The sequence below is a fragment of the Halomonas nitroreducens genome (genome assembly GCF_003966155.1).
GTDB lineage: Bacteria > Pseudomonadota > Gammaproteobacteria > Pseudomonadales > Halomonadaceae > Halomonas > Halomonas nitroreducens.
On sequence record NZ_RXNS01000027.1, the window covers coordinates 1 to 26,508 of the forward strand.

Here is a 26,508-nt window from a genome sequence, read left to right on the forward strand (position 1 = left end):
GCTTCGTGTTGCTGGTCGTGGTCAACAGCCTGGGGCTCATTCCCGAGGCGGTGAACGAGGGGATGTCGACCCTGTCTCGCTGGTGTCTGGTGACCGCGATCGCCGCGCTCGGCATCAAGACGTCGTTCCAGAAGCTCGCGGTGGTGGGCTGGAAACCGGTGATCCTGATGGCCCTCGAGACGCTGCTGCTGCTGGCCGTGGTGCTCGGCGTGGTGATAGTCGGCGGCCTGGGGGCATGATCCAGGAAGACCAGGGATCGGGCCCGGCGTGCCCGCCATGAGTCTGCCGGTTCCTCGGACGCCTGTCAGGGATGACCCAGGGATCGTTCGGCAATCACCCTTGACGTTCACGTCAACCAGTGCGTCGGTTGTCGAGACGGTAACCACGCCGTCCCGGACACAACCGCCACCGTCATACGGCTTGAGAATCCCTAGCGTCTCAGGTATCACTGTCCGGCCTGGTTTATGCAAAATCTAAATACTAAAGCGGGAGATCCATCGTGAAGATTGGTGCACCCAAGGAGCGTGCATCCGGGGAGGCGCGTGTCGCGCTGACCCCGGAGAGCGCGCAGCAGATCCAGAAGCTGGGACACGAATGCCTGGTCGAAGCCGGTGCCGGCAAGGCCGCGGGCTTCGACGACGCCGCCTACCGGGATGCCGGCGTCACCGTCATCGACGGTGCCGAGGCGCTGTGGCAGGCGGCCGATGTTGTCATCAAGGTACGCGAGCCCTCCGAGGAGGAGACCGGCTACCTGCGCAAGGGTCAGACCCTGATTTCCTTCTTCTGGCCGGCCCAGAACGAGACGCTGCTGGAGCAGTGCCGCGACAAGGGCGCCAGCGTCATCGCCATGGACATGGTGCCGCGGATCTCGCGGGCCCAGAAGATGGATGCCCTGTCCTCCACGGCCAACATCGCCGGCTACCGGGCGGTCATCGAGGCCGGCAACCAGTTCGGGCGCTTCTTCACCGGACAGGTGACCGCCGCGGGCAAGGTGCCACCGGCCAAGGTGCTGATCGTCGGCGCCGGGGTGGCGGGGCTCGCCGCCATCGGTACTGCCACCAGCCTCGGCGCGGTGGTGCGGGCCTTCGACGTGCGCCCCGAGGTGGCCGAGCAGATCGAGTCCATGGGCGCCGAGTTCCTGTTCCTCGACTTCGAGGATAGCCAGGACGGCTCCGAGAGCGGCGGCTATGCGGCGCCGTCGAGCCCCGAGTTCCGCGAGAAGCAGCTGGCGCTGTTCCGCGAGCAGGCCCCGGACGTCGACATCGTCATCACCACGGCGCTGATCCCCGGTCGGCCGGCACCCAAGCTGTGGCTCGAGGACATGGTCAAGGCCATGAAGCCCGGCTCGGTGATCGTCGACCTGGCGGCCGAGAAGGGCGGCAACTGCGACCTGACGGTGCCCGACCAGCGCATCGTCACCGACAACGGCGTGGTCGTGGTCGGCTACACCGACTTCCCGTCGCGCATGGCCACCCAGGCCTCGCTGCTGTACGCCACCAACATCCGCCACATGCTGACCGACCTGACGCCGGAGAAGGACGGCACCCTCGACCACAACATGGATGACGACGTCATCCGCGGTGCCACGGTGGCCCACGAGGGCGAAATCACCTTCCCGCCGCCGCCGCCCAAGGTCCAGGCCATCGCTGCGGCCAAGCCCAAGCCCAAGGAGAAGGAGCCCACGCCCGAGGAGAAGAAGGCCGCCGAGCATACCGCCTTCGTCGCCCAGACCAAGCGACAGGCGACCCTGCTCGGCGTGGGCGGTGCGCTGATGCTGCTGCTCGGCCAGGTGGCCCCGGCGTCCTTCATGCAGCACTTCATCGTCTTCGCCCTGGCCTGCTTCGTGGGCTTCCAGGTGATCTGGGGCGTGAGCCACTCCTTGCATACCCCGCTGATGGCGGTGACCAACGCCATCTCGGGGATCATCGTGCTCGGGGCGGTACTGCAGATCGGCTCCGGCAGCGCCCTGGTGGGGCTGCTGGCGGCGATCTCGGTGCTGATCGCCACCATCAACATCGTGGGGGGCTTCCAGGTTACGCGCCGGATGCTCGCCATGTTCCAGAAATCCTGAGCGGCGGAGATACTACATGTTGGGACAAGGATTCGTATCTGCCGCCTCGATCGCGGCGAGTGTACTCTTCATCCTCTCTCTGGGGGGCTTGAGCAACCAGGAGAAGGCCAAGCGGGCCGTGTGGTACGGCATCATCGGCATGGCCGTGGCCGTCTTCTTCACCGCCCTCGGACCGGGCATCGGCGGCTACTGGTGGATGCTGCCGATGATGGTCATCGGCGCGATCATCGGCGCCTTTGTGGCGAAGAAGGTCGAGATGACCGAGATGCCGCAGCTGGTGGCGGCGCTGCACAGCTTCGTCGGTCTGGCGGCGGTGTTCGTCGGCTTCAATGCCGATCTCGAGCGGCGCCGGGTGCTGGCCAGCCAGCTCGCCGAGCAGGGCACCGAGGGCTTCTCCGCCTTCGCCGCCCTGGTGGCGCACAAGACCCCGGCCGAGCTCACCTTCCTGCAGATCGAGGTGGTGCTGGGCGTGTTCATCGGCGCGGTGACCTTCACCGGCTCGGTGATCGCCTTCGGCAAGCTGGCCGGCAAGGTCGACGGCAAGCCCCGCCAGCTGCCGGGCGGGCACCTGCTGAATGCCGCCGCCGCGGGCCTGTCCGTGGTGCTGGCGATGCTCTACCTCAACGGCGCCGGCTTCTGGACCCTGCTGCTGCTGGCGGCCCTGGCATTCTTCATCGGCTATCACCTGATCATGGGCATCGGCGGTGCCGACATGCCGGTGGTGGTGTCGATGCTCAACAGCTACTCCGGCTGGGCGGCGGCGGCCATCGGCTTCACCCTGTCCAATGATCTGCTGATCGTCACCGGCGCCCTGGTGGGCTCCTCCGGTGCCATCCTCTCCTACATCATGTGCAAGGCGATGAACCGCAACTTCGTCAACGTGATCCTGGGGGGCTTCGGTGGCAGCCAGGGGCCGGCCGCGGAGATCGAGGGCGAGCAGGTGGCCATCGACACCGCCGGCGTGGCCAGCGCGCTGAACGACGCCGACAGCGTGATCATCGTGCCGGGCTACGGCATGGCGGTGGCTCAGGCCCAGAACGCGGTCAGCGAGCTGACCCGCAAGCTGCGCAGCGCCGGCAAGAACGTGCGCTTCGGCATTCACCCGGTGGCCGGCCGCCTGCCGGGCCACATGAACGTGCTGCTGGCCGAGGCCAGGGTGCCCTATGACATCGTCCTGGAGATGGATGAGATCAACGACGACTTCGCCGAGACCGACGTGGTGATCGTCATCGGCTCCAACGACATCGTCAACCCGGCCGCCCAGGAGGATCCCAACAGCCCGATCGCCGGCATGCCGGTGCTCAAGGTCTGGGAGGCCAAGCAGGTGTTCGTCTGCAAGCGTGGCCAGGGTACCGGCTACTCGGGCATCGAGAACCCGCTGTTCTTCAAGGAGAACACCCGGATGCTCTACGGCGACGCCCGCTCGAGCATCGACACCCTGGTACCGATGATCGACTGAGCGCGACCGGGCCGGCCCCGCCGGCCCGGCCCCCGCCACACCCAACGCCCCGAATCGGGGCGTTTTTCGTTACACTCCACGGACCATTCCACTTTCCGGGGCGACCATGTCCGATGATCGCAACAGGGTGGCGGTGCTCGGCGGCGGCAGCTTCGGCACCGCCCTGGCCAGCATCGCCGCCGACAACGGCTTCGCGGTGCGCCAATGGCTGCGCGACCCCGCGCTGGCGGCACAGATCAACCGCGAGCACCGTAACGGCCGCTACCTGCCGAACTACGCCATCAATCCCGCCGTCGAGGCCTCCACCGACCTCGGCGAGGTGATCCCGGGGGCCGGCCTGGTGCTGGTGGCGATTCCCTCCGCGGCCTTCCGCGAGGTGGTGCGCCAGGCGCGACCCTGGCTCGACGCCGAGCAGATCCTGGTCAGCACCACCAAGGGCATCCAGGAAGAGGGCTTCAAGCTGATGAGCCAGATCCTCGAGGAGGAGACCGGCTTTACCCACATCGGCGTGCTGTCCGGGCCCAACCTGGCCTCCGAGGTCGCCGAGCGTCAGCTCACCGCCACGGTGATCGCCAGCCATGATCCGTTGACCCGTACCCGGGTGCAGACCGCGCTGGGCTGCGACTACTTCCGGGTCTATGCCAGCAACGACCGCTATGGCGTCGAGCTGGGCGGTGCGTTGAAGAACATCTACGCCATCGCCGCCGGCATGGCGGCGGCGCTGGGCATGGGGGAGAACACCCGCAGCATGCTGATGACCCGGGCCCTCGCCGAGATGAGCCGCTTCGCCGTCTCCCAGGGGGCCAACCCCATGACCTTCCTCGGCCTGGCCGGGGTGGGGGACCTGATCGTCACCTGTTCCTCGCAGCTGTCACGCAACTACCGGGTCGGTTTCGCCCTGGGCCAGGGGCGTACCCTGGACGAGGCCGTCGAGGCGCTGGGGCAGGTGGCCGAGGGGGTCAATACCGTGCGCCTGGTGCGCGACAAGGCGCGCCAGGAGGGTGTCTACATGCCCATCGCCGAGGGCCTCTACCAGGTGCTCTTCGCGGGCGTGCCGGCGCGGCAGATGGCGAGCCTGCTGATGCAGGGCGAACAGAGCAGCGACGTGGAGTTCGTGCTGCCCCGGGAAGACGTGCAGCAGGACCACCGCGAAACGGGAGATCCCCATGGCTGAGCCACTGCTGATCATGCGCCACGGGCAGGCCGCGGCTGGCAGCCCCGACCCGGACCGCCGGCTCAGCGAGCAGGGCCAGCGCGAGGTGGCCCGCATGGGCGCCTGGCTGGCGACCCGTGGCGACCTGGACCTCACCCGGCTGCGCCTGCTGTCGAGCCCCTACCGGCGGGCTCGCCAGACCGCCGATCGGGTGGCCGAGGCGCTGGGGCTCGGGGTGGAGACGCTGGCGCTGATCACCCCGGACGACCCGCCCGATGCGGTGGTCGACTGGCTGCTCGACCAGGCGGACGACCGGCCCTTGATGCTGGTCAGCCATATGCCCCTGGTGGGGGCGCTCACCGGGCTGCTGGTGGACGGCCGCGCCGACCGCGGCCTGGGCTTCGCCACCGGCGCCATCGCCGAACTGCATGCCGATGTCCGGGCCGCCGGCTGCGCCCGGCTGACCCGCGTCACCGCGCCTGCGGATGTTTCCGACCAGGAGGGAATGTGAGCTATATCGTCAACAACCGCATCCATGTGAACCCGGGCTTCGAGGACACGTTCGAGGCCCGCTTCCGCGCCCGGGCCGGGGAGATCGACAAGCAGCCGGGCTTTGTCGCCATGCGCGTGCTGCGTCCCCAGGGCAACCAGGCCCCCTACGTGGTGGAGACGGAATGGGAGAGCCAGGCGGCCTTCCGTGCCTGGGTGGGCAGTGACGACTTCAAGCGCGCCCACGCCAATCCGTTGCCGGCCGAGGCAACGGCGGAGGGCGGCGGTATCGAGCAGTTCGAGGTGGTCGAGGGCACCGTGGCCTGGGGTAGGGCGGGCTCGCAGGGATCCTAGATCAGCCCGCCGGCCCGCAGCCCGAACACCCCCAGTGTCACGGTAACACTGGCCAGCAGGGTGCTCAGGGCGATGATGTTGGCGGCCAGGGTGGCGTTGCCGCCCAAGGCCTTGACCATCACGAAGCTGGCTGCGGCGGTGGGGCTGGCGAAGAACACGAACAGCACCCCCAGCTCGCGGCCCTCGAAGCCGGCCATCCAGGCCGCGCCGGTGCAAAGTCCCGGCAGGACGACCATCTTGACCAGGCTGGCGTCCAGCGCCAGGCGGCCCTGAGGGCCCGCGGCTGCAGACAGCGACAGGGTTGCTCCGACACAAAGCAGGGCCAGCGGCAGCGTCAGGGACGCGAAATAATCACCCGAGGTCGCCAGCCAGGCGGGCAGCTCGATGTCCAGTGCCGCAACCGGTACCGCGGCCACCACCGCCAGGATCAGCGGGTTGCGCACGACCTGGCCGGTCAGGCTGCGCCAGTCGGTGGCCGCTTCCGGCTGGTGGTGGGCCAGGGCGATCACCGACAGGGCATTGTAGGTCAGGATCACCACCCCCAGCAGCAGGCCGCCGACGGATAGGCCGGCTTCCCCGTAGAGGCCAGCGGCCAGCGCCAGGCCGACGATGCCGCAGTTGCCGCGAAAGGCGCCCTGGATGTAGACACCGCGCTCGGCGAGGGGGACACGCAGCCGGGACCAGCCCCAGCTGAACAGGAAGCTGCCCAGGGTCGCCAGGGCGAAGAAACCCAGCAGCCAGGGATCCAGGGTGGCCTCCAGGTCGGCTCGGATGATGCTGAGGAAGATCAGCGTCGGCATCGTCCCCCTGAACACCAGCAGCGAGGCCGTCGACACGAAGGCCTGGTCGATCCAGCGCAGGCGTTTCAGAATCAGTCCCAGAAAGACCATGGCGAAGACCGGTAGGGTCACGTTCAGGGTCTCGAGGAAGATGCCAGACAGGCCCATCAGCGTGCCAGCCAGAGTCCTACGGTGATGGCGGCAATCACGGTCACGAAAAAGACCCGATTGCGGGTGCGGGTATCGCGCTGGGGCTTGGGCTTGTCTGGGTTCACGTGGGGCTCCGCGAGGTCAAGGTGGCCAAAGGGTGACTTGGCGCCCCATGGTATTCCCGTTAGCCTGCTATCGCCACTTGGAACCACGGCCCCCGCTCAACAGGAAGATGTCATGCGCCGAACCGATACCCCCGCCCCCGTGCCGCTGGTCTTTGCCCATGCCAATGGCTTCCCGGGCCAGAGCTACCGCAGCTTCCTGTCGCCGCTGGCCGAGCGCTTCGACGTCCAGCCACTGGACCGCCTCGGCCACCACCCCGACTTCCCGGTGGGCCATAACTGGCTGGCGCTGCGCGACGAGCTGCTCGAACACCTGGGCCGCTTCACGACGCCGGTGATCGGTGTGGGGCATTCCATGGGCGGGGTGCTCATGGCCATGGCCGCCGAGCGCGCCCCGGAGCGTTTCCGCTGCGTGGTGATGCTCGACCCGCCGCTGATGCTGGGGTTCGACGCCCTGGCGATGAAGGCGGCCAAGCGGCTCGGTTTCGTCGACCAGCTCACCCCGGCGGGACGCACCCTGGGGCGCCGTGACAGCTGGCCGGACCGCCGGGCCATGCGCAACTACCTGCGACGCCGCGGGCTGTTCCGGCGCTTCACCGACCAGGCCCTCGACGACTACGTGGACGGCGGCACCCGCGAGCTCGACGATGGCCGGGTGGTGCTGCTCTACGACCCCGACATCGAGGTGGCGGTCTTCCGTCACCTGCCCGACCATCTCGACGACCTGCCCGAGCGGGTCCAGGTCCCGCTCGGGGTGCTTGCCGGGACCGAATCCGACCTGCTCACCCCGCGGCGCCGGCGTCGGCTTCGCCGGCGTGGGGTGCGCGTGGCCAAGGTCCCCGGCGGGCACATGTTCCCCATGGAGCAACCCGAGGCGACTCGCCAGACGCTGCTGGCGATGCTCGACACCCTGCTGGGGGCGCCATGACCGTCCCCCGCCCGCTGTGCCTCGCCGCGGGGCGCCTGGCCGGCCTGGCCTGGGGCGAGGCGGGAGGTCCCACCTGGCTGGCGTTGCATGGCTGGCTCGACAATGCCGCCAGCTTCTCGCGGCTGGCGCCCCGGCTGGTCGAGGCGCTGGGCATCCGGGTCGTGGCGCTGGACTTCGCCGGCCACGGCCAGTCCCGGCATCGCGCCGGCGACTATGCCCTCTGGGACTATTGCCACGATGTCCTCGATGCCCTGGACGACCTGGGCCTTGAGCGAGCGCCGCTGCTCGCCCACTCGATGGGCGCCGGGGTGGCCTGCCTGCTCGCCGCCGCGCTGCCTGAGCGGATCGTCTCACTGACGCTGATCGATGGCATGGGAGCGCTGACCACCGAGGCCGCCGCCGCCCCCGGACAGCTGCGCAAGGGACTGCGTGCGCATCGCCGCTCACCCTCGACGGCGCCGCGCTATCCTGATGAGAAGAGCGCCGTGGCATCCCGGGTGGCCGGAGGGGCCACGCCCATCGATGGCGAGACGGCGCGGCCGCTGGTGCGGCGCAATCTCGTCGTGGAACCGGATGGCCACCTCCGCTTGAGATCGGACCCGCGGTTGCTGAGGCCCTCGCCGGTGCGCTTCACGCCGGACCAGGTGAGGGCGATGCTGGAGGCGATTCGCTGTCCGGTGCTGCTGTTGGAGGCCGAGAGCGGCATCCTCGCCGGTCGCCCCGGTGCCGCGTCCGCCCGGCGGGCCATCGCCGGGCTGCAGCGCCGGGTCTTGGCGGGCGGGCACCACCTGCACCTGGAGCCTGCCGCGGTGGGGGCGGTGGCTGAGGCGATCGTGGCCGGACACCTCGACTGACAGAGGAGGCGACATGCGCAACTCGAACCGCAAGGGCAAGCGGGTCTCGCTGGTGCTCGGCAGTGGCGGTGCCCGAGGGTATGCCCATATCGGCGTTATCGAGGAGCTGGAGGCCCGGGGCTACGAGATCGTGGCCATGTCCGGCTGCTCGATGGGCGCCCTGGTCGCCGGCGTGCATGCGGCGGGACAGCTCGACCGCTATCGCGACTGGGTGTGCCAGCTGGACTACTTCGACGTCCTGCGCCTGGTGGATGTGACCTGGAGTCCCATGGGGGCCATGAAGGCCAGCAAGGTGATGAACAAGCTCGACGAACTGGTCGGGGATATCCGCATCGAGGACCTGCCGATCCCGGTCACCACCGTGGCCACCGACCTGGTGCGGCAGCGCGAGGTCTGGTTCCAGACCGGGCCGCTGCTCGAGGCGATCCGCGCCTCCATCGCCGTGCCGGGCGTGATCACGCCGGTCCACCATGGCGAGCAGGTGCTGGTGGACGGCGGGCTGCTCAACCCGCTGCCGATCACCCCGACGGTGGCGACCCGGGCGGACTTCGTCATGGCAGTCAACGTGACCGCCCACAGCCCCGCGCCGGTGACCCTGGAGTCGCTGCTGTCCCCGGACGAGGCTGCCCAGGAGCAGGCCCGGGAGGCGGCGCGCGACAGGGGCGGCGCGGTCGATTTCGGTGGCTGGATGGAAGGGGTGCGGGGCGCCACCCGGCGGCTCTTCGACGGTCTCGGCGGCGGCGCCGATGGCGACGAGGACGACAGCCTGGCCCGGGGGCGGCGGGCCTGGGGACGGCTGGACATGATCCTGGCCTCCTTCGACATCACCCAGGCGGCGCTGGCCAAGTACAAGCTGGCGGGGTATCCCCCGGACGTGCTGGTCGAGGTGCCCAAGACGGTCTGCGGTGCCTACGAGTTCCATCGTGCCGAGGCCCTGATCCTGCTGGGACGCCACCTGGCCAAGGAGGCGCTGGATCGACGCGAGGAGGGCGCGGCGCTCGCCGACAGCATCCCGGTGGTGGAACCGGGCAGCGTGGCGCCAGGCGACGAGACGTCGCGGAACGAGCAGCCGAGCGCTGGGGCACCGGGCGACGAGACGTCGCGGAACGAGCAGCCGAGCGCTGGGGCACCGGGCGACGAGACGTCACGGATCAAGCAGCCGAGCGCCGGGACATCGGGCAACGAGACACCGCGGAGCGAGGAGCCGAGCAGCGCGTCGGTGGCCCCGGATGACCAGGCCTAGGGCTCAGCCCTCGCCGCGTCGCCGGCGCAGCAGCACATAGACGGCCCCGGTACCGCCGTCGACCTCGCTGGCCGAGCAGAAGGCCAGCACGCTGGGCCACTCGCGCAGCCAGGCGTTCACGTGGCTCTTGATCACCGGGTAGTCGGCCGTGGTGCCCCAGGCCTTGCCGTGGACCACCAGCACGCAGCGCGCCTGGGCCGCCATGGCGTCGGCCAGGAAAGCCTCGAGTTCGCTGCGCGCCTCCTCCAGGGTGTGGCCATGCAGGTCGAGGCCGGCCGCCCAGGGAATCTGGCCGCGCTTGAGCTGGCTGCGGGTGCGGTAGGGCAGGTCGGGCAGGGCGAAGTCGAGATACTCGGACGGCCGCACCGCCTCGACGCGGCCATCGGAGGTGCGGCCGCCGGCGATGCCCTCGCTGGCGGCGGTGGCCGCCGCGCGACGCGCTCGGGTCGCCTCGTCCGTTCGCCTGGGGCGCCCCGGATCGGCCCGGTTGCTGTGGAGCGGGCGCACGCCGGCCTCGCTCAGGGCCTGCCGAAAGGCACTGATCTCTTCGGCGTCCGGGCGTTGGCGGCGTCGGCTCATGGCTCCCTCGTGGGTTGGCGGGGAGGGGCCAGTATACCGACCCTGGCGTGGCTGTGAACCGCCGCCGAGGGTACAATCGGTGGCTTCACGTCGCTCCTCGCAACCGTCAACCACAGGATGTCCCGTGGCCGAATCTCCCGCTTCTTCGTCTTCCTCCACCCTGGCGCTTGCCGATGACGCTCTCGTCGAGGGCCTGGTCACCCTGAGGGATTGCCTGCGCTGGACCGCCAGCGAGTTCCACCTGGCCGGCCTGCACTACGGTCACGGCACCGCTTCTGCCTGGGACGAGGCCGTGGCGCTGACCCTCGGCGCCCTCCACCTGCCCTGGGATGTCGACCCGGGAGTGCAGGATGCGCGGCTGTTGCCCCTGGAGCGCGCGCGGATCGTCGGCCTGGTGCGCGAGCGCATCACCACGCGGCGACCGCTGCCCTACCTGCTCGGCGAGGCCTTCTTTGCCGGCGTTCCCTTCAGCGTCGACGAGCGAGTGCTGATTCCGCGCTCGCCGATCGCCGAGCTCATCGAGCATGGCTTCGGCGCCTGGTTTCCGTTCGAGCCGCCGGCGCGAGTCCTCGACCTGTGCACCGGGTCGGGCTGTATCGGCATCGCCACGGCCTTGCACCTGCCTACCTGCGAGGTCGACCTGGCCGATGTCAGTGCCGAGGCACTGGAGGTGGCGCGCATCAACATCACCCGCCACGACGTCGGCGACCGGGTCCGCGCCGTCGAGTCGGATGTCTTCGATGGCCTGGCCGGCCGGCGCTACGACCTGATCGTCTCCAACCCGCCCTACGTGGACGCCCGGGACCTGACCACCATGCCGGCCGAGTTCCGCCATGAGCCGGGCCTGGCCCTGGGCGCCGGCCGTGACGGCCTGGATATCGTGCGGCGCATCCTGCGCGAGGCCCGGGCGCATCTCAGCGACGACGGCGTGCTGATCGTCGAGGTGGGCAACTCCGACCACCACCTGGAGGCCGCCTTTCCCGAGGTACCCTTCCTGTGGCTGGAATTCGAGCGTGGCGGCCAGGGCGTGTTCGCTCTCACCGCCGCGGAACTCGACGCCCATGCGGCGTCCTTCAGCTGAGCAGTCATAGAGGAACGCCCATGTCCGGCAACACCTTCGGCAAGTTGTTCACCGTCACCACCTTCGGCGAGAGCCATGGCCCTGCGCTCGGCGCCATCGTCGACGGCTGCCCGCCGGGGCTGCCGCTCTGCGAGGAGGACCTGCAGCACGACCTGGATCGCCGCCGCCCGGGATCGTCCCGCCATACCACCCAGCGCCAGGAAGCGGACCGGGTGCGCATCCTCTCCGGCGTCTTCGAGGGCGTGACGACCGGCACCGCCATCGGCCTTGTGATCGAGAACACCGACCAGCGCTCCAAGGACTACTCGAAGATCAAGGACCGCTTCCGGCCGGCCCATGCCGACTACACCTATCATCACAAGTACGGTATCCGCGACTACCGTGGCGGGGGGCGCTCCAGCGCCCGGGAGACCGCCATGCGCGTGGCTGCCGGGGCCATCGCCAAGAGGTATCTGGCCACCTGCGGCATCCGGGTTCGCGGCTACATGAGCCAGCTCGGGCCCATCGCCATCGAGTTCCGTGACTGGGACGCCGTGGAGGCCAATCCCTTCTTCTGCCCCGACCCCGACAGGGTGCCGGAACTCGAGGCCTACATGGACCAGCTGCGTCGCGACCAGGACTCCGTGGGGGCGCGGATCTCGGTGGTGGCCGAGGGCGTGCCGCCGGGGCTGGGCGAGCCGGTGTTCGATCGCCTGGATGCCGAGCTGGCCCACGGCCTGATGAGCATCAATGCGGTCAAGGGCGTGGAGATCGGCGACGGCTTCGCCTCGGTGGCCCAGCGCGGCAGCGAGCACCGCGACGAGATGACCCCCGAGGGCTTCCTGTCCAATCACGCCGGCGGGGTGCTGGGCGGTATCTCCAGCGGCCAGGCGATCATCGCCCATCTGGCGCTCAAGCCGACGTCCAGCATCACCACCCCGGGGCGCTCCATCGACGTCGAGGGCCAGCCGGTGGAGGTCGTCACCAAGGGGCGCCACGATCCCTGCGTGGGCATTCGCGCCACGCCCATCGCCGAGGCGATGATGGCACTGACCCTGATGGATCACCTGCTGCGCCACCGTGGCCAGAACCAGGACGTCAGCGTGACGACCCCGCGGCTGCCCTGAGCCTCATGGCTGCTACACTGACCGCATCATCTCATTTCTCTTCGACAAGGCGGCCCGCTCATGAAGATCAACGTCGAATTCGACCTGACCCCCGACGAGTTTCGCCAGGCGCTGGGCCTGCCGAATGTGGAGGCCTTCCAGCAGGACCTGCTGGGGCGGATCCAGAAGCAGATGGAGTCCGGCGTCGAAGGCTATGACCCCATGAGTCTGATGCAGCCCTTCCTGCAGCAGCCCATGCTGCAGCAGGGCCTGTCTCAGGGCATGTCCAGTTTCGGCAACTACCAGCAGATGATGCTGGACATGCTGACCCGTGCCGCCTCCTCCGCCGGCGCCAAGTCGGGTGACGCCGGGGCGTCGGCCGAGGAGGGCCACCAGGGCAAGGCGGACGCCGCCAAGGCAGGCGCGGCGAGTGCCCGCTCACGCCGTAAGGGAGACGGCTGAGGTCGCTATACGACCTTCGATGTAGCCCCTCGTCACTTTCTTGCAACAAGCGTCGTGCGAGACTACGATTTGTGCAGCGCAGCACGACTTTCGTCACCTTTCCCTCCGGGAGGAATTGGCCATGCAAGACAAGATGATCGAGAACTTCAACGAACAGACCCGTCAGTTCTTCGAGCCGATGCGCAAGCTCAACTCGCTGATGCTGGACAACATGGAGCGCATGACCCAGTACCAGATGGAGTCCATGAAGCGCTACAGCCAGATGGGCACCGAGCGCATGCGCGATGCCACCGAGGTCAAGGACGCCGAGGACATGCGCGACTTCGGTACCCGGCAGGCCGAGATGATGAACGAGCTGTCCAAGCAGATGCTGGAGGATGCCCGCGCGCTGGGCGAGATGAGCCTGCAGTTCAAGACCGAGCTGGAGAAGCTCTACGCCGAGTCCGGCCAGCAACTCGCCGAGCAGGCCCAGCAGGCCCAGCAGGCTGCCGAGAGTGCCACCGGTGCGGCCCAGCAGGCTGCCGAGAGTGCCACCGGTGCGGCCAAGCAGGCCGCCGAGAGTGCCAGCGGGGCGGCCCAGGAGCCCAAGGCGCAAGCCGCCGCCAAGTCCCAGGGCACGGCCAAGGCGACCAGTACCAGCCAGGCGACGCGCAAGCGTTCCTGATCACTCGGATTCTCATCTGTCCACCGCCGTCTCGCCATGCGAGACGGCGGTGGTCGCGTGTCGATGGCAGCGTTACAGGAGGGGGCAATGCAGCCAGGGTTTCAAGCACCGTCTCAGGCCGAGCTAGAGGTCTGGAACGAGCAGTTCAAGGCGATCGGCGAGGAGTACAAGGCCCTGATGGAGGACTTGCTCCCCCGCATGGTGCCGGATGATGCCGCGGAGACCATCTATGCGGACATGCGCGAGGCCTTCCGGGCCGGGGCCGAGTCGCTGATGCAGGATCCGTCCCTGCTGTGGCAGACCCAGGCCCGCCTGCTCGAGGACCAGTACCAGCTGTGGCAGAACGGCCTCAAGGCCATGGCCGGCGAGTCGGTGGATCCCCTGGTGACGCCCGCGAAGGGGGATCGTCGCTTCAGGGACGAGGCCTGGACGAACGATCCCTACTACCTGGCGATCATGCAGCAGTATCTGCTGTTCTCGCGCCTGGTCGAGGAGCTGATCGACCGCTTGCAGGGCCTCAGCGTCGACCAGAAGCGCAACCTGGCCTTCTACGCCCGCCAGCTGGTCAATGCCATGTCGCCGACCAACTTCGTGACCACCAATCCTGAAGTCATGCGGCGCACCATCGAGACCAAGGGCGAGAACCTGGTGGAGGGGCTGGCCCGGCTGCGCCACGACCTGGCCAATTCCGCCGAGGGACTCAATGTCACCATGACCGACCGCAGCGCCTTCGCGGTCGGTGAGAACATCGCCATCACGCCAGGCTCGGTGGTCTACGAGAACGAGCTGATGCAGCTGATCCAGTATGCGCCCAGCACCGAGCAGGTCTACAAGACCCCGCTGCTGGTCATTCCTCCCTGGATCAACAAGTACTACATCCTCGACCTGCGCGAGGACAACTCCCTGATCAAGTGGCTGGTGGGCCAGGGGCACAGCGTCTTCCTCATCTCCTGGCGCAACCCCGGGCCCGAGCAGCGCGACCTGACCTGGGCCGACTACATGCAGCTCGGTCCCATCGCCGCCATGGAGGCCATCGAGCAGGCCACCGGCGAGAAGTCCGTCAACCTGCTGAGCTATTGCATCGGCGGCACCCTGGCCGGCTCCACGCTGGCCTACCTCACCAGCACCCGCCGCGGCCGCAAGGTCAAGTCGGCGACCTTCATGACCAGCCTGCTGGACTTCCGCGATCCCGGCGAACTCGGTGTCTTCCTGAGCGAGCCGGTGCTCAAGGGCATCGAGGCCAAGCTGGAGCAGGACGGCTACCTGGATGGGCGGGTCATGGCCTACTCCTTCAACCTGCTGCGGGAGAACGACCTCTTCTGGTCGTTCTACATCAACAACTATCTCAAGGGCGAGCTTCCGGCGCCTTTCGACCTGCTCTACTGGAACACCGACGGCACCAACCTGCCGGCCGGGACCCATGGCTGGTACCTGCGCCACATGTACCTGGAGAATCGCCTGGTCGAGCCCGGCGGCATCGAGCTGGACGGCGTGAAGATCGACCTGCGCAAGATCTCGACGCCCAGCTACTTCATCTCCACCCGTGAGGACCATATCGCCAAGTGGAACAGCACCTACTACGGCGCGCTGCTGCCCAAGGGGCCGGTCAAGTTCGTGCTGGGGGGCTCCGGCCATATCGCCGGTATCGTCAATCCCCCCCACAAGAACAAGTACGGCTTCTGGACCAATGACGAGCTGCCGGCGACGCCGGAGCAATGGCTCGAAGGCGCCGAGGGCCACGAAGGGTCCTGGTGGCCCCACTGGCAGGCCTGGATGACCGACAACGGCTATGCCGACGCCGAGAAGATGGTGCCGGCGCGCCAGCCGGGCGACGGGGAGCTGGACATCCTCGAACCGGCCCCGGGCCGCTATGTCCGCATGACCATCCCCGAGGTGCTCGACGAAAGCCCGACTTCGTCGGGAGCTTGAAGCCCGCCCGGCGAAGCCGGGAACTGGAAGAGCGCCGCTTCGCGGCTGGAAGCTGGAAGAGAACCCCCGTGGCCTGGCTGCGGGGGTTTTTCTGTGTCGGTGGAGGCGAGGCTATCTGGCTTCGAGCTTCGAGCTTCGAGCTTCGAGCTTCGAGCTTCGAGCTTCGAGCTTATGGTTTGCGGTGAAGCCGCAGGCCGGGCAGTACCAGCAGGACGGCAAGCAGCCACACCGGCCAGCTGCCGGTGCGCGTGAAGGGGGTGAGGCCATCCATGGGCACCACCTCGCCGACCAGGGTCGCCTCCTCGAACTGGGGCGCCCGCTGCAGTAGACGGCCGCGGGGGTCGATCAGCGCGGTGACCCCGTTGCTGGTGGCCCGCACCACGTAGCGCCCATTTTCCAGGGCGCGCAGGCGGGCCATCTGCAGGTGCTGCAGGGGACCCAGGGAGGCCCCGAACCAGGTGTCGTTGGAGACCGTCAGGATCATCTCGGCGCGGCGGGCCTGTTCGGCCACCAGGTCGGCGTAGATGATCTCGTAGCAGATGGCGTTGCCGATACGAGTACCGGCGACACGCAGTGGCGCCTGGTCGGCGGGGCCCGGCGTCATGGCCGGCATCGGCAGGTCGAAGAAGGCGATGGCGCCCCGTAACAGGCTCTCCAGAGGCAGGTACTCACCGAAGGGCACCAGGTGGCGCTTGCGGTACTCGCCTCCCGATGCGGCCGCCTCGATCACGCTGTTGTAGTAGTGACCCTGGTCATCGCGCTGCAGGATGCCGGTGACCAGGGTACTGTCCGCCGGCAGCAGGCGGCGGGCCTGGTCGAGCACCGGCGTGGCCTGGTCCGCGAACATCGGCAGAGCCGCCTCGGGCCAGATCACCACATCGACGTCTGCCTCCAGCGCGGCGGTCATCCTCAGGTAGGTGTCGATGGCAGTGCGTTGCCCCTCGGGAGTCCACTTGATCAGCTGGGGCAGGTTGCCCTGCAGCAGGGCGACCTGAACGGGCTCGCCGGCGGGCCGCGTCCACTGGCCGGGCAGGGCCAGCGGCAGCAGCCACAGGGCGGCCAACGGCAGCGCCGCCCACCAGCGGCGCTGCAGGAAGGTCACGCCCAGGGCGCCGGAGAGGGCGACGATCAGCGACAGCAGGTGGACGCCGCCGACCGGCGCCCAGGGGGCCAGGGGGGCATCCACCTGGCCGCTGCCCAGCAGCAGCCAGGGAAAGCCGGTGAACAGCCAGGTACGCAGGGCCTCGCCGAGCACCCAGGCCCCGGCGAAGGTCAGCGGTGCCAGGCGCGGGCCAATGAGGCGTCGGTAGAGGCCCAGGGTGACGGCGAAGAACAGCGCCAGGGCGGCCACGAACAGGGTCGTCAGGGCCAGGGCCAGCGGTACGCCGGTGTAGCCGTAGTCGTGGATCGACACGTAGACCCAGGAAGCCCCCGAACCGAACAGTCCCAGTCCATAGCACCAGCCCCGCCAGGCGGCCTGGCGGGCGGTCAGGGACGGCAGCCCCGCGTAGACCAGGCCGGCGGCGATGGGGGCCAGCCACCAGAGCTGGAAGGGGGCGGCGGACAGGGTGGTCAGGATGCCGGCCGCTACGGCGGCCAGGGCGCCCAGGGCCCGGCGAGGGCGGGAAATCGTCATGCGGCCTTCCATGGTCGGGAGAGCGTCAGTCCTCGAGGCCCTCGGTATCGGGCTCGGCTTCCAGCAGGCGGATGCGACGGTTGTCGGCGTTGAGCACCGTGAAGCGCCAGCCGCCGATTTCGGTATGCTCGCCGCGACCGGGCAGGTGACCGAAGCGCTGCATCACCAGGCCGCCCAGGGTGTCGAACTCCTCGTCGGAGAAGCGCGTGCCGAAGCGCTCGTTGAAGTCCTCGATGGGCGTCAGGGCACGGATCGCGTAGCGCTCGTCGCCCAGTTCACGGATATCCTCCTCCTCGTCGGTGTCGTGCTCGTCCTCGATGTCGCCGACGATCTCCTCGAGGATATCCTCGATGGTCACGATGCCCGCAGTGCCACCGTACTCGTCCACCACCACTGCCATGTGGTTGTGGGTATCGCGGAATTCCTTGAGCAGGCTGTTGAGGCGCTTGGACTCGGGCACGAACATCGCCGGCCGCAGCACCTCCTCGAGCTGGAAGGGCAGGCCGTTGTCCTTGCCGTTGCGCAGCAGGGGAAGCAGGTCCTTGACCAGCAGGATGCCCTTCACCTCGTCGAGGTTCTCGCCGATCACCGGGTAGCGGGAGTGGCCGGTTTCGAGGATCACCGGCAGGTACTCCTCGAGGGGCTGGTCGAGGGCGATGGCATTGACCTGGGAGCGCGGGATGAGCACTTCGCGGACCTGCTGGTCGCTGATGTTCAGGGCGCCCTCGATGATCATCATGGCGTCCTGCTCGAGCTTGAGGCGGGTCGCCGCCTGGCGCAGGAATTCCAGTAGCTCGTCCCGGGAGCTGGGCTCGTCGCTGTCGCTGGAAAGGGCGCTGAACAACTTCTCGAGCCAGGACTTGTTGCCCTGGCCGGTCGATCGGTCTTCGCTCATGCGTCGGCTCTCTCGTCCTCGGTATCGGAATCGCGGTGCGGAGGGCTGGGGGTGAGATACGGATCGGCGATGCCCAGGCCCGCCAGGATGTCACGCTCGAGGGCTTCCATGGCCTCGGCCTCGTCGTCCTCGAGATGGTCATGGCCCAGCAGGTGCAGGGTGCCGTGGACCACCATATGAGCGTAGTGAGCCGCCAGGCTCTTGTCCTGATCCCGGGCCTCGGCGAGCACCACGGGATGGCAGATCACCAGGTCGCCGAGCAGCGGCAGCGACACCCCGGGCGGGCACTCGAAGGGAAAGGACAGCACATTGGTGGGCCGGTCGCGGTCACGGTAGTCCCGGTTCAGGGCCCGGCTCTCCTCGCTATCAACGAAGCGCACCGTCAGCTCGTGGCGAGACTCCCGGGGATGGCGTGCCAGCACCGCGGCCACCCAGGCCTCGAGCTCGGCCTCAGCGGGCAGGCCCTCGGCGTCCAGGGCCACCTGGCGATCGACGCAGGTCTCGCTCATGAGCTCTCCTCACCCCCGTTCTGCCGGTTGCGACGCTCCTGGCCCAGCTGTCTTTCCTGACGCAGGGCCTCGCGCTCCTGCTCTCGGGCCTCGCGCCGGGCGCGTTCCTCGGCCTCCTGCTCGGCCTCGAATAGGTCGTAGGCCTCGATGATGCGCTGGACCAGCGGATGGCGGACCACGTCCTTGGCGGCGAAATGGGTGACGCCGATCCCCGGGGTCTCCTTGAGTACGTCGAGCACCTGGATCAGCCCCGAACTCTGGCCCCGCGGCAGGTCCACCTGGGTGATGTCGCCGGTGATCACCGCCGTCGAGCCGAAGCCGATGCGGGTCAAAAACATCTTCATCTGCTCGCGGGTGGTGTTCTGGCTCTCGTCGAGGATGATGAAGGCGTTGTTGAGGGTGCGCCCGCGCATGTAGGCCAGGGGGGCGATCTCGATCACCTGGCGCTCGATCAGCTTGGCTACCTGCTCGAAGCCGATCATCTCGTAGAGCGCATCATAGAGCGGGCGCAGGTAGGGGTCGATCTTCTGGGCCAGGTCGCCGGGCAGGAAGCCGAGCTTCTCGCCGGCCTCCACCGCGGGACGCACCAGCAGGATGCGGCGCACCTCCTGCTGGTTCAGCGCCTCCACGGCGGCGGCCACGGCCAGGTAGGTCTTGCCGGTGCCGGCGGGGCCGATGCCGAAGTTGATGTCGTGGGCGCGGATGCTCGAGACGTAGCTCTGCTGGTTGAGCCCCCGGGGCTTGATCAACATCTTGGGGGTCCGCAGCAGTACCTCGTCGTCGTCGCCCTGGCCCTCGTCCTCCTCCAGCGCCTGGAGGCCGGACTCCTGGAGGAAGAGATGCACGGTATCCGGCGTCAGGTCGCTGGCCTCGGCTTCGCGGTACAGGTGCTCGATGACGTTGGCCGCGGCCTTGACCCGGTGGCCGGGACCGGCCAGCTGGAAGGCGTTGCCGCGGTTGCGCAGGGTGATGCCGAGCCGGCCCTCGATCAGCTTGAGGTGTTCGTCGCGCTGGCCGCACAGGTTGGCCAGGCGGCGCGGATCGTTGGGCTCGAGGTTCAGCGTGATGATGCGGTTGGCCGGAGTGGATGGCTGGCTCAAGACAGGCGGGTCCGTGCGTTGATGAGTGTCGGGGGTCAGCTTACTGCCCCGGCGGGCGCCGGGGCAATGCAAGAAAGCTGCGCTCAGAAGCGTTGCGGTGAGGCCAGCTCGCCGCGCAGCGAGTTGGGCAGGGCCTCGGTGATCTCCACGTCGACGAAATAGCCGATCAGCTCGGTGGGATTGGGGGCGCGGAAGTTGACCACCCGGTTGTTCTCGGTGCGCCCGGACAGCTGGCCGGGGTCCTTGGGCGAGAAGCCGGTGACCAGGATGCGCTGGGTGCTGCCCACTATGCGCCGGCTGATCTGCATGGCCTGCTGATTGATGCGTTCCTGGAGGATTGCCAGGCGCTGCTTCTTGACCGCCTCCGGGGTCTCGTCCGGCAGAGCCGTCGCCGGGGTCCCGGGGCGAGCGGAGTAGACGAAGCTGAAGGAGACGTCGAAGCCGATGCGGCCGATCAGCTCCATGGTCGCTGCGAAGTCCTCCTCGGTCTCGCCGGGAAAGCCGACGATGAAATCCGATGAGAAGCTGATGTCGGGGCGCAGCTCACGGATGCGCTCCAGCTTCTCGACGTATTCCTCGACGGTGTGGCCGCGCTTCATGGCGGCGAGGACGCGGTCGGAACCGGCCTGCACCGGCAGGTGCAGGTGGCTGACCAGCTCCGGGACCTCGTCGTAGGCCTCGATCAGGCTGTCCGAGAACTCCACCGGATGCGAGGTGGTGAAGCGGATCCGGTCGACGCCCTCGACGGCGGCGACGCAGGCGATCAGCTCGGCCAGGTCGATCTCGTCGCCGAGCTGGTTCTCGCCGCGGTAGGCATTGACGTTCTGGCCGAGCAGGTTGATCTCGCGAACCCCCTGGTCGGCCAGATGGATGACCTCGTCCATCACCGCCTCGAAGGGCCGCGAGATCTCCTCGCCGCGGGTATAGGGCACCACGCAGAAGGTACAGTACTTGGAGCAGCCTTCCATGATGGAAACGAAGGCGGTCGCGCCGTCCGAGCTGGGCTGCGGCAGGTGATCGAACTTCTCGACCTCGGGGAAGGTGACGTCGACCACCGAGATCTGGTCATCCTGGCGGGCGTCGAGCATCGACGGCACACGGTGCAGGGTCTGGGGACCGAACACCATGTCCACATGGGGCGCACGCTTGCGCAGGGCATCGCCCTCCTGGCTGGCCACGCAGCCGCCGACCCCGATCACCAGCTCGGGATTGGCCTCCTTGAGCTTCTTCCAGCGGCCCAGCTGGTGGAAGACCTTTTCCTGGGCCTTCTCGCGGATCGAGCAGGTGTTGAGCAGGATGACGTCGGCTTCGCGCTCGTCGTCGGTGAGCTCCAGCTGGTGGGATTCGCCGAGCAGATCCGCCATGCGTGCGGAATCGTACTCGTTCATCTGGCAGCCGTGCGTCTTGATGAAGAGTTTCTTCGCCATAAGAATAGGTCGTGGCGTCTTGGCCCGACGGGATACACCGGTGGATGGACGTTCGCAGGAAGGAGGCCGACAGGCCTTCCGATGAGGGCATCGATTATACGCACCCCCGGCGGGAGGGGCCAGGGGCGTGCGCCGCCAGTAGCGGCCGACTGTGGTACCCTTGGGGGCCGCCAGGGGACGCGGGACGGGCGCTCGACTGGTCAGCGAGTGATCGAAGTGTCACGGTGGCGACAGCCATGCCCCCTGGCCGACGCTTTCCAGCGGTTTTCCCGACACTTGTCCACAGAAGCTGTGGATGACTGGCGGCAGGGCCGCTTTCATCGCGGTCGTTGCCGGAACGGAGTGCCGGCCAACCGCCGCCATTGCCGTAGAGCAGCGCAAACAGAGCCTTGGACAGCCAGGAAGATGGCATGACGATGCAACGATGCAAGACACTGACAGTGGGCGTGTTACTCGGGGCCCTGGCCCTGCCGCTGCAGGCCCAGGAAAACGAGGCCGGGGACGCCACTCGCTGGGTTTCCGATGAACTCACCACCTATGTGCGCAGCGGTCCCACCGACGGCTACCGGATCGTCGGTACCCTGACCGCCGGTGCGCCGGTGGAGGTCCTCGAGACCAGCGGCGACTACACCCGGGTGCGCAGCGGCAGCGGCGACGTGGTCTGGGTGCCTAGCAGCGAGCTGCAGGACAGTCCCAGCGCCCAGGTCCGCCTGCCGGAGCTCGAGGCGCGGGTCCAGTCCCTGTCCGAGGAACTCTCCGGCATCAACGAGACCTGGGAGAGCCGCATGGCCTCGATGACCGAGACCCTGGACGTGCGGGAGCAGCGTATTGCCCAGCTCGAGGCGCGCAACCACGAGCTCGAGGCGGAGACCGAGCAGTCCCGTGCCACCATTCGCGAGCTCCAGGCCCGCCTGGATACCCAGGAGGAAGACCTGCTGATGCGCTACTTCATGTATGGCGGCGGGGTGGCCGGAGCCGGCCTGCTGGTGGGCCTGGTCGTGCCGCACCTGCCGCGCCGGCGTCGCAAGCGCGACCGCTGGTTCTGAGCGGGTCCCCATGGATAACCAATGGCTGCAGCGCTGGCGGGAAGGGCGCATCGGTTTCCACCGCGAGGCGGTGCACCCCTCGCTGAAGCGCCACTGGCCCGGCTTGGGTATCCAGGCCGGCACCAAGGTGCTGGTGCCGCTATGCGGCAAGAGCCTCGACATGCGCTGGCTGGCCAGCCACGACCATCCGGTGCTTGGCATCGAGCTCGCCGAGACGGCCGTCGAGCAGTTCCTGGCCGAGGGCGTCGGCGAGGTGTCCCGTTATCACCACGACAGTTTCGCGGTGTGCCGTCAGGGCAGCGTGGAGCTGTGGTGCGGGGACTTCTTCCACTTCCATATCCAGCAGGCGGCGGAGCTAGGGGCCTTCTACGATCGGGGGGCGCTGATCGCCCTGCCCGAGGCGACCCGCCAGCGCTACGCCTTCCATTTGGCCCAGCTGCTCCCCCCGGGGGCCCGGGGACTGTTGATCAGCCTGATCCGGGCGCCGGGAGACCAGGGAGGGCCGCCCTACAGCGTCGATGCCGACGAAGTGGAGACGCTCTTCTCGCCGAACTTCGAGCTTCGTCACCTCGAGGATGGCGACCCCGAGCCCGGCAGCGGCTTTCGGGAGAGTGTCTGGGCGCTGACCCGCCGCGGCCCCAAGGTCGAGTGACACCCGGCAGCTTCATCGGGAACCAGCGACGCGGGCGCCCCAGGGGCGCCCGCGCTGCCTGCATGGCCGCTTCAGCGCGCCAGCAGCCGGCCCAGCTCGGGATCCTTGAAGGCGCGGTCGAGGCCGTCGGAGAGCAGCCCCTGGATCATCTCGAGATTGGCTTCCTGGTCCGGGCGTACCGCGTATTGCTGGGTGCGTCGCGAGGTGTAGGTGCCGGTGTAGGTGGTACCGTCATTGCGGGCCTCGGCGACCAGCACGGCCTCCAGCCTGGCGCTGCCGACCAGCGGCGGGCTGTCACCGCGTTCGTAGCCCAGGTGGGCGAGGGTCAGGGTCAAGCTGGGGCGGTCCGGCGCCGCCTCCCGGGTCGGGGAGAAGCCCATCTCCTGCACGGCCCGCTCGGCCTCGGCCTGAAGCCGCGGCTCCAGGGTCGCTGGATCGACGATGATCACCGCGGTGGACATGGCGCTGCCGCTACGGGTGCCGATCACCGCCTCGTCACGGCTGTCAACGGCTGCCACCGTTACCGCCTGGCCCTGGCCGGTGACCGGTACGGCGACACTGCGCTTGGGCGCGGGCTGCAGATAGTGGGGGCTGGAGCAGCCGGCTAGCCAGCCAGAGGCCAGCAGGAGCATCGAGGCGAGCAGGATGCGGCATCGCATGGGCGGACCTCCTAAAGCGAGTGAGCCCCGAGTATATCGTCCCCGAGCCGCGGCCTGCAGCATCCGGCAGGCCGAGCGGGGCAGGACGGCATACACTGCAAGCATCATCACAGGAATGTCGTCATGATCCGACCCGCCACCCCGGAGGACATGCCCGCCATCGTCGAGATCTGGCGGCGGGCCTCCCGCCTGGCCCATCCCTTCCTGGACGAGGACATCTGGGCCGCCCGCGTCGAGGAGATGACCCGGCAGTGCCTGCCCGACTGCCGGATCCAGGTGCTGGACGCCGGCGGCCGGGTGGTCGGCTTCGCGGCCATGCGCGGCGCGCACCTCGAGGCGCTGTTCGTCGATCCCAAGGCCCAGGGCTACGGGCATGGCTCGGAGCTGATGGCCCATGTCATGGCGCTCAGCGAGCGCATTACCCTGCGGGTCTTCTCGCGCAACGTGCGCGCCGTCTCCTTCTACCGGCGGCTGGGGTTCCATGCCTACCTGGAAACCGAGGAGCCGGCCAGCGGCGAGCCCGAGACCCTGATGATCTGGACCCGCCGCCGGAGCTGCCGCGGACGCGGCTGAGGCCCCGCCCCCCGGCCGGGAGCGGAGAGGAGCCGACTAGAGGCCCATGGCCGAGGAGGTGGAGCGCCGCGGGTCGGCCCCGCCGAAGAAGCGGCCGTCCTCGATCACGATCGACTGGGCGGCGCCCATCGCCGATTGCTGGCTGACGGTGTGGCCCTTGCCTTCCAGCAGCGCGAGGGTGTCGGGGCTGAAGCCGGCCTCGATGCGCAGCTCGTCGGGCAGCCACTGGTGGTGGATCCGCGGGGCGCTGACCGCCGACTGGATGTTCATGTCGTGGTCGATGACGTTCATCAGCACCTGCAGGGTGGTGGTGATGATCCGCGAGCCGCCGGGGCTGCCGGTGATCAGGAAGTTCTCCCCGTCGCGCTTGACGATGGTCGGCGTCATCGACGACAGCATGCGCTTGCCCGGCTCGATCTTGTTGGCCTCGCCGCCGATCAGGCCGTAGGCATTGGGCACGCCGGGCTTGGCGGAGAAGTCGTCCATCTCGTTGTTGAGCAGAAAGCCGGCCCCCGCCACGGCGATGCCCGAGCCATAGCTGAAGTTGATGGTGTAGGTATTGGAGACCGCCAGGCCGTCGTCGTCGGCGATGGAGAAGTGGGTGGTCTCGTTGGACTCGTAGGGCAGCGGATTGCCCGGCGCGATCGCGTCGCTCGGGGTGGCCCGGTCCATGGCGATCTGGGCGCGCAGCTCGTCGGCATAGCCCTCGGAGGTGATGCCCGCGAGGGGGACCTCGACGAAGTCGGTGTCGCCCAGGTACTCAGAGCGATCGGCATAGGCGCGCTTCATCGCCTCGGCCATCACATGGAGGGTGTTGGCGGCGCCGAAGCCCATCCCGCCGATGTCATAGGCCTCGAGAATGTTGAGCATCTGCACGATATGGGCCCCGCCCGAGGAGGGCGGGCTCATGGCATAGACGTCGTACCCGCGATAGTTGCCGTGGCTGGGCTCGCGGATCACCGGCTGATAGCTGGCCAGGTCCTCGCGGGTGATCAGGCCGTCGTGGCGCGCCATCTCGGCGACGATCAGTTCGGCGGTCTCGCCCGCGTAGAATTCCCGGGGGCCCTGCTCGGCGATGCGTCGGAGGGTCGCCGCGAGGTCCGGCTGGCGGAAGGTGTCCCCCACCGCGTAGGGGCTGCCGTCCTCCTTGAAGAACATCGCCCGGGTCGACTCCCACTTGGTCAGCCGCTCGCTGGCCTCGCTGACGCCGTCGACGAAGCGCTGCGGGACCGCGAAGCCGTCCTCGGCGAGGCGGATCGCCGGGGCCAGCGCCTCGGCCAGGCTCAGGGTGCCGTATTTCTCCAGGGCCAGGGACAGGCCGGCCACGGTGCCGGGTACCCCGGCAGCGCGATGGGTGAAACGCGACCACTCGGAGACGGCGTTGCCGTCCTCGTCCTGGAACATGGTCTCGGTGGCGGCGGCCGGGGCGGTCTCCCGGTAGTCGATGGCGATGACCTCGCCGCTGTCCTCGTCGGAGATCAGCATGAAGCCGCCGCCGCCGATGTTGCCCGAGCGGGGCTGGGTGACCGCCAGGGCGAAGCCGGCGGTCACGGCGGCATCCACGGCATTGCCGCCCGCGGCGAGAACCTCGCGGGCGACCTGGGAGGCCAGGAAGTGGCTGGTGGCCACCATGCCCTGGCTACCTTCCTCGGGGTGGAAGCGTTCGCCCTCGAGGATCGCCGGCTGGGCAAGCAGCGGCGGGGCGCAGAGCAGGCTGCCGGCGAGCAGTGCGGCGCCCAGCGGGCGGGAAAGACGGTGGGGCATATGACATCTCCTTGTCGCGGTTGAGGCACGACTGATCACTATCGACCGGGAGCGGCGATCCCGCAAGGCACCCGAGGGCCCGCCGGATGCTGTTAGAATATCGCCCATCGTGCCCATCGACTCTCACAGGACCCGATCGTCGCCATGACCGATTCCCGACCCGATTTCCAGATCGCCCCCTCGATCCTCTCCGCCGATTTCGCGCGCCTCGGCGAGGAGGTCGACGATGTGCTCGCCTCCGGGGCGGATATCGTCCACTTCGACGTGATGGACAACCACTATGTCCCCAACCTGACCATCGGCCCCATGGTCTGCGAGGCCCTGCGCAAGCATGGCGTGACCGCGCCTATCGACGCCCATCTGATGGTCAAGCCGGTGGACCGGCTGATCGGCGACTTCATCGATGCCGGCGCCACCTACATCACCTTCCACCCCGAGGCCTCCGAGCACATCGACCGCTCCCTGCAGCTGATCCGCGACGGCGGCTGCAAGGCGGGCCTGGTGTTCAATCCGGCCACGCCGCTGTCCTTTCTGGACTACGTGATGGACAAGGTCGACATGGTGCTGCTGATGAGCGTCAACCCCGGCTTCGGGGGGCAGTCGTTCATCCCCGGGACCCTGGACAAGCTGCGTGAGGCGCGGCGGCGCATCGATGCCTCGGGCCGCGATATCCGCCTGGAGATCGACGGCGGCGTCAAGGTGGACAACATCGCCGAGATCGCCCGGGCCGGGGCGGACACCTTCGTGGCCGGCTCGGCGGTGTTCAAGGCACGCAATGCCGCCGACCCGCACCGCTACGACAGCGTCATGCGCGACTTTCGCCGGGCCCTGGCCGAGGCCTGAGG

The 26,508-nt window shown here is 68.5% G+C and carries 25 protein-coding genes and 2 pseudogenes; 18 read left to right on the plus strand and 9 right to left on the minus strand.

The window, feature by feature from the left end; all coding sequences use genetic code 11:
* The 6 genes from EKG36_RS19395 to EKG36_RS19420 form a co-directional block, all read left to right on the plus strand.
* A partial coding sequence (locus EKG36_RS19395; protein WP_126486927.1) for a putative sulfate exporter family transporter occupies positions 1-239 on the plus strand: 239 nt, incomplete at its 5' end.
* 260 nt (positions 240-499) lie between these two features.
* On the plus strand, positions 500-2,071 hold the full coding sequence (locus EKG36_RS19400; protein WP_126486928.1) for a Re/Si-specific NAD(P)(+) transhydrogenase subunit alpha: 1,572 nt from the start codon (positions 500-502) through the stop codon (positions 2,069-2,071).
* Positions 2,072-2,087: 16 nt separating this feature from the next.
* Positions 2,088-3,530 (plus strand): NAD(P)(+) transhydrogenase (Re/Si-specific) subunit beta, encoded by a 1,443-nt coding sequence (locus EKG36_RS19405; protein ID WP_126486929.1) that lies wholly within the window; start codon positions 2,088-2,090, stop codon positions 3,528-3,530.
* Between the two features lie 106 nt (positions 3,531-3,636).
* Positions 3,637-4,704, plus strand: coding sequence for an NAD(P)H-dependent glycerol-3-phosphate dehydrogenase (locus tag EKG36_RS19410; RefSeq protein WP_126486930.1), 1,068 nt, complete (start codon positions 3,637-3,639; stop codon positions 4,702-4,704).
* Entirely contained in the window at positions 4,697-5,194 is a 498-nt protein-coding gene (gene sixA / locus EKG36_RS19415) for a phosphohistidine phosphatase SixA (RefSeq protein WP_126486931.1), read from the plus strand. Before EKG36_RS19410 ends, sixA begins: the two co-directional genes overlap by 8 nt.
* On the plus strand, positions 5,191-5,526 hold the full coding sequence (locus tag EKG36_RS19420) for an antibiotic biosynthesis monooxygenase family protein (RefSeq protein WP_126486932.1): 336 nt from the start codon (positions 5,191-5,193) through the stop codon (positions 5,524-5,526). The genes sixA and EKG36_RS19420 overlap by 4 nt, the downstream gene beginning before the upstream one ends.
* Here the strand turns inward: EKG36_RS19420 and EKG36_RS19425 are convergent.
* Positions 5,523-6,473, minus strand: a complete 951-nt coding sequence (locus EKG36_RS19425; protein ID WP_126486933.1) for an AEC family transporter — start codon at positions 6,471-6,473, stop codon at positions 5,523-5,525. The genes EKG36_RS19420 and EKG36_RS19425 overlap by 4 nt on opposite strands.
* Positions 6,474-6,692: 219 nt before the next feature.
* Here EKG36_RS19425 and EKG36_RS19430 point away from each other — a divergent pair, with 219 nt between their 5' ends.
* The 3 genes and pseudogenes from EKG36_RS19430 to EKG36_RS19440 form a co-directional block, all read left to right on the plus strand.
* On the plus strand, positions 6,693-7,505 hold the full coding sequence (locus EKG36_RS19430; RefSeq protein WP_126486934.1) for an alpha/beta fold hydrolase: 813 nt from the start codon (positions 6,693-6,695) through the stop codon (positions 7,503-7,505).
* Complete coding sequence (locus EKG36_RS19435) at positions 7,502-8,359, plus strand: alpha/beta fold hydrolase (RefSeq protein WP_126486935.1); 858 nt, start codon at positions 7,502-7,504, stop codon at positions 8,357-8,359. Before EKG36_RS19430 ends, EKG36_RS19435 begins: the two co-directional genes overlap by 4 nt.
* A 13-nt stretch (positions 8,360-8,372) precedes the next feature.
* Positions 8,373-9,344 (plus strand): annotated as a pseudogene (locus EKG36_RS19440) (patatin-like phospholipase family protein); the annotation flags it as partial.
* A 261-nt stretch (positions 9,345-9,605) separates the two neighbouring features.
* Here EKG36_RS19440 and EKG36_RS19445 read toward each other — a convergent pair.
* Positions 9,606-10,181: a Smr/MutS family protein gene (locus EKG36_RS19445; RefSeq protein WP_126486936.1), complete on the minus strand. Its 576-nt coding sequence runs from the start codon at positions 10,179-10,181 to the stop codon at positions 9,606-9,608.
* Positions 10,182-10,305: 124 nt separating this feature from the next.
* Here EKG36_RS19445 and prmB point away from each other — a divergent pair, with 124 nt between their 5' ends.
* The 5 genes and pseudogenes from prmB to phaC all read left to right on the plus strand — a co-directional run bounded on the left by prmB (position 10,306) and on the right by phaC (position 15,402).
* Complete coding sequence (gene prmB / locus EKG36_RS19450; protein ID WP_246007575.1) at positions 10,306-11,262, plus strand: 50S ribosomal protein L3 N(5)-glutamine methyltransferase; 957 nt, start codon at positions 10,306-10,308, stop codon at positions 11,260-11,262.
* A 20-nt stretch (positions 11,263-11,282) separates the two neighbouring features.
* Positions 11,283-12,368: a chorismate synthase gene (aroC, locus tag EKG36_RS19455; RefSeq protein WP_126486938.1), complete on the plus strand. Its 1,086-nt coding sequence runs from the start codon at positions 11,283-11,285 to the stop codon at positions 12,366-12,368.
* A gap of 60 nt (positions 12,369-12,428) precedes the next feature.
* Positions 12,429-12,809 carry a hypothetical protein gene (locus EKG36_RS19460; protein WP_126486939.1) on the plus strand — a complete coding sequence of 127 codons (381 nt, stop codon included), beginning with the start codon at positions 12,429-12,431 and terminating at the stop codon, positions 12,807-12,809.
* Between the two features lie 121 nt (positions 12,810-12,930).
* Positions 12,931-13,338: pseudogene (locus EKG36_RS19465) on the plus strand (phasin family protein); the annotation flags it as partial.
* A gap of 222 nt (positions 13,339-13,560) precedes the next feature.
* On the plus strand, positions 13,561-15,402 hold the full coding sequence (phaC, locus tag EKG36_RS19470) for a class I poly(R)-hydroxyalkanoic acid synthase (RefSeq protein WP_126486941.1): 1,842 nt from the start codon (positions 13,561-13,563) through the stop codon (positions 15,400-15,402).
* 169 nt (positions 15,403-15,571) lie between these two features.
* On the opposite strand, the gene lnt is transcribed toward phaC, so the two are convergent.
* From lnt to miaB, 5 genes are all read right to left on the minus strand, one after another.
* Entirely contained in the window at positions 15,572-17,038 is a 1,467-nt protein-coding gene (lnt, locus tag EKG36_RS19475) for an apolipoprotein N-acyltransferase (protein WP_126486942.1), read from the minus strand.
* A gap of 25 nt (positions 17,039-17,063) precedes the next feature.
* Entirely contained in the window at positions 17,064-17,933 is an 870-nt protein-coding gene (locus tag EKG36_RS19480) for a CorC family transporter (RefSeq protein ID WP_126486943.1), read from the minus strand.
* Positions 17,930-18,442: an rRNA maturation RNase YbeY gene (gene ybeY, locus EKG36_RS19485; protein ID WP_126486944.1), complete on the minus strand. Its 513-nt coding sequence runs from the start codon at positions 18,440-18,442 to the stop codon at positions 17,930-17,932. The genes EKG36_RS19480 and ybeY overlap by 4 nt, the downstream gene beginning before the upstream one ends.
* Positions 18,439-19,542, minus strand: coding sequence for a PhoH family protein (locus EKG36_RS19490; RefSeq protein WP_126486945.1), 1,104 nt, complete (start codon positions 19,540-19,542; stop codon positions 18,439-18,441). The genes ybeY and EKG36_RS19490 overlap by 4 nt, the downstream gene beginning before the upstream one ends.
* An 83-nt stretch (positions 19,543-19,625) precedes the next feature.
* Positions 19,626-20,969: a tRNA (N6-isopentenyl adenosine(37)-C2)-methylthiotransferase MiaB gene (miaB, locus tag EKG36_RS19495; protein ID WP_126486946.1), complete on the minus strand. Its 1,344-nt coding sequence runs from the start codon at positions 20,967-20,969 to the stop codon at positions 19,626-19,628.
* A gap of 410 nt (positions 20,970-21,379) precedes the next feature.
* Between miaB and EKG36_RS19500 the strand changes: the two genes are divergently transcribed.
* The gene (locus tag EKG36_RS19500; protein ID WP_126486947.1) at positions 21,380-22,015 is read left to right on the plus strand and encodes a TIGR04211 family SH3 domain-containing protein; all 636 of its coding nucleotides are present in this window, start codon (positions 21,380-21,382) and stop codon (positions 22,013-22,015) included.
* Positions 22,016-22,025: 10 nt separating this feature from the next.
* Positions 22,026-22,667, plus strand: coding sequence for a thiopurine S-methyltransferase (locus EKG36_RS19505; protein ID WP_126486948.1), 642 nt, complete (start codon positions 22,026-22,028; stop codon positions 22,665-22,667).
* A 71-nt stretch (positions 22,668-22,738) separates the two neighbouring features.
* Here the strand turns inward: EKG36_RS19505 and EKG36_RS19510 are convergent, their stop codons facing one another.
* Positions 22,739-23,326 carry a YajG family lipoprotein gene (locus EKG36_RS19510; RefSeq protein WP_126486949.1) on the minus strand — a complete coding sequence of 196 codons (588 nt, stop codon included), beginning with the start codon at positions 23,324-23,326 and terminating at the stop codon, positions 22,739-22,741.
* Positions 23,327-23,449: 123 nt separating this feature from the next.
* On the opposite strand from EKG36_RS19510, the gene EKG36_RS19515 reads away from it, so the two are divergent.
* Complete coding sequence (locus EKG36_RS19515) at positions 23,450-23,899, plus strand: GNAT family N-acetyltransferase (RefSeq protein WP_126486950.1); 450 nt, start codon at positions 23,450-23,452, stop codon at positions 23,897-23,899.
* Positions 23,900-23,935: 36 nt separating this feature from the next.
* Here EKG36_RS19515 and ggt read toward each other — a convergent pair whose 3' ends face one another.
* Positions 23,936-25,663 (minus strand): gamma-glutamyltransferase, encoded by a 1,728-nt coding sequence (gene ggt, locus EKG36_RS19520; protein WP_126486951.1) that lies wholly within the window; start codon positions 25,661-25,663, stop codon positions 23,936-23,938.
* 144 nt (positions 25,664-25,807) lie between these two features.
* Here ggt and rpe point away from each other — a divergent pair, with 144 nt between their 5' ends.
* Positions 25,808-26,506: a ribulose-phosphate 3-epimerase gene (rpe, locus tag EKG36_RS19525; RefSeq protein ID WP_126486952.1), complete on the plus strand. Its 699-nt coding sequence runs from the start codon at positions 25,808-25,810 to the stop codon at positions 26,504-26,506.
* The last annotated feature ends 2 nt before the right edge of the window (positions 26,507-26,508 follow it).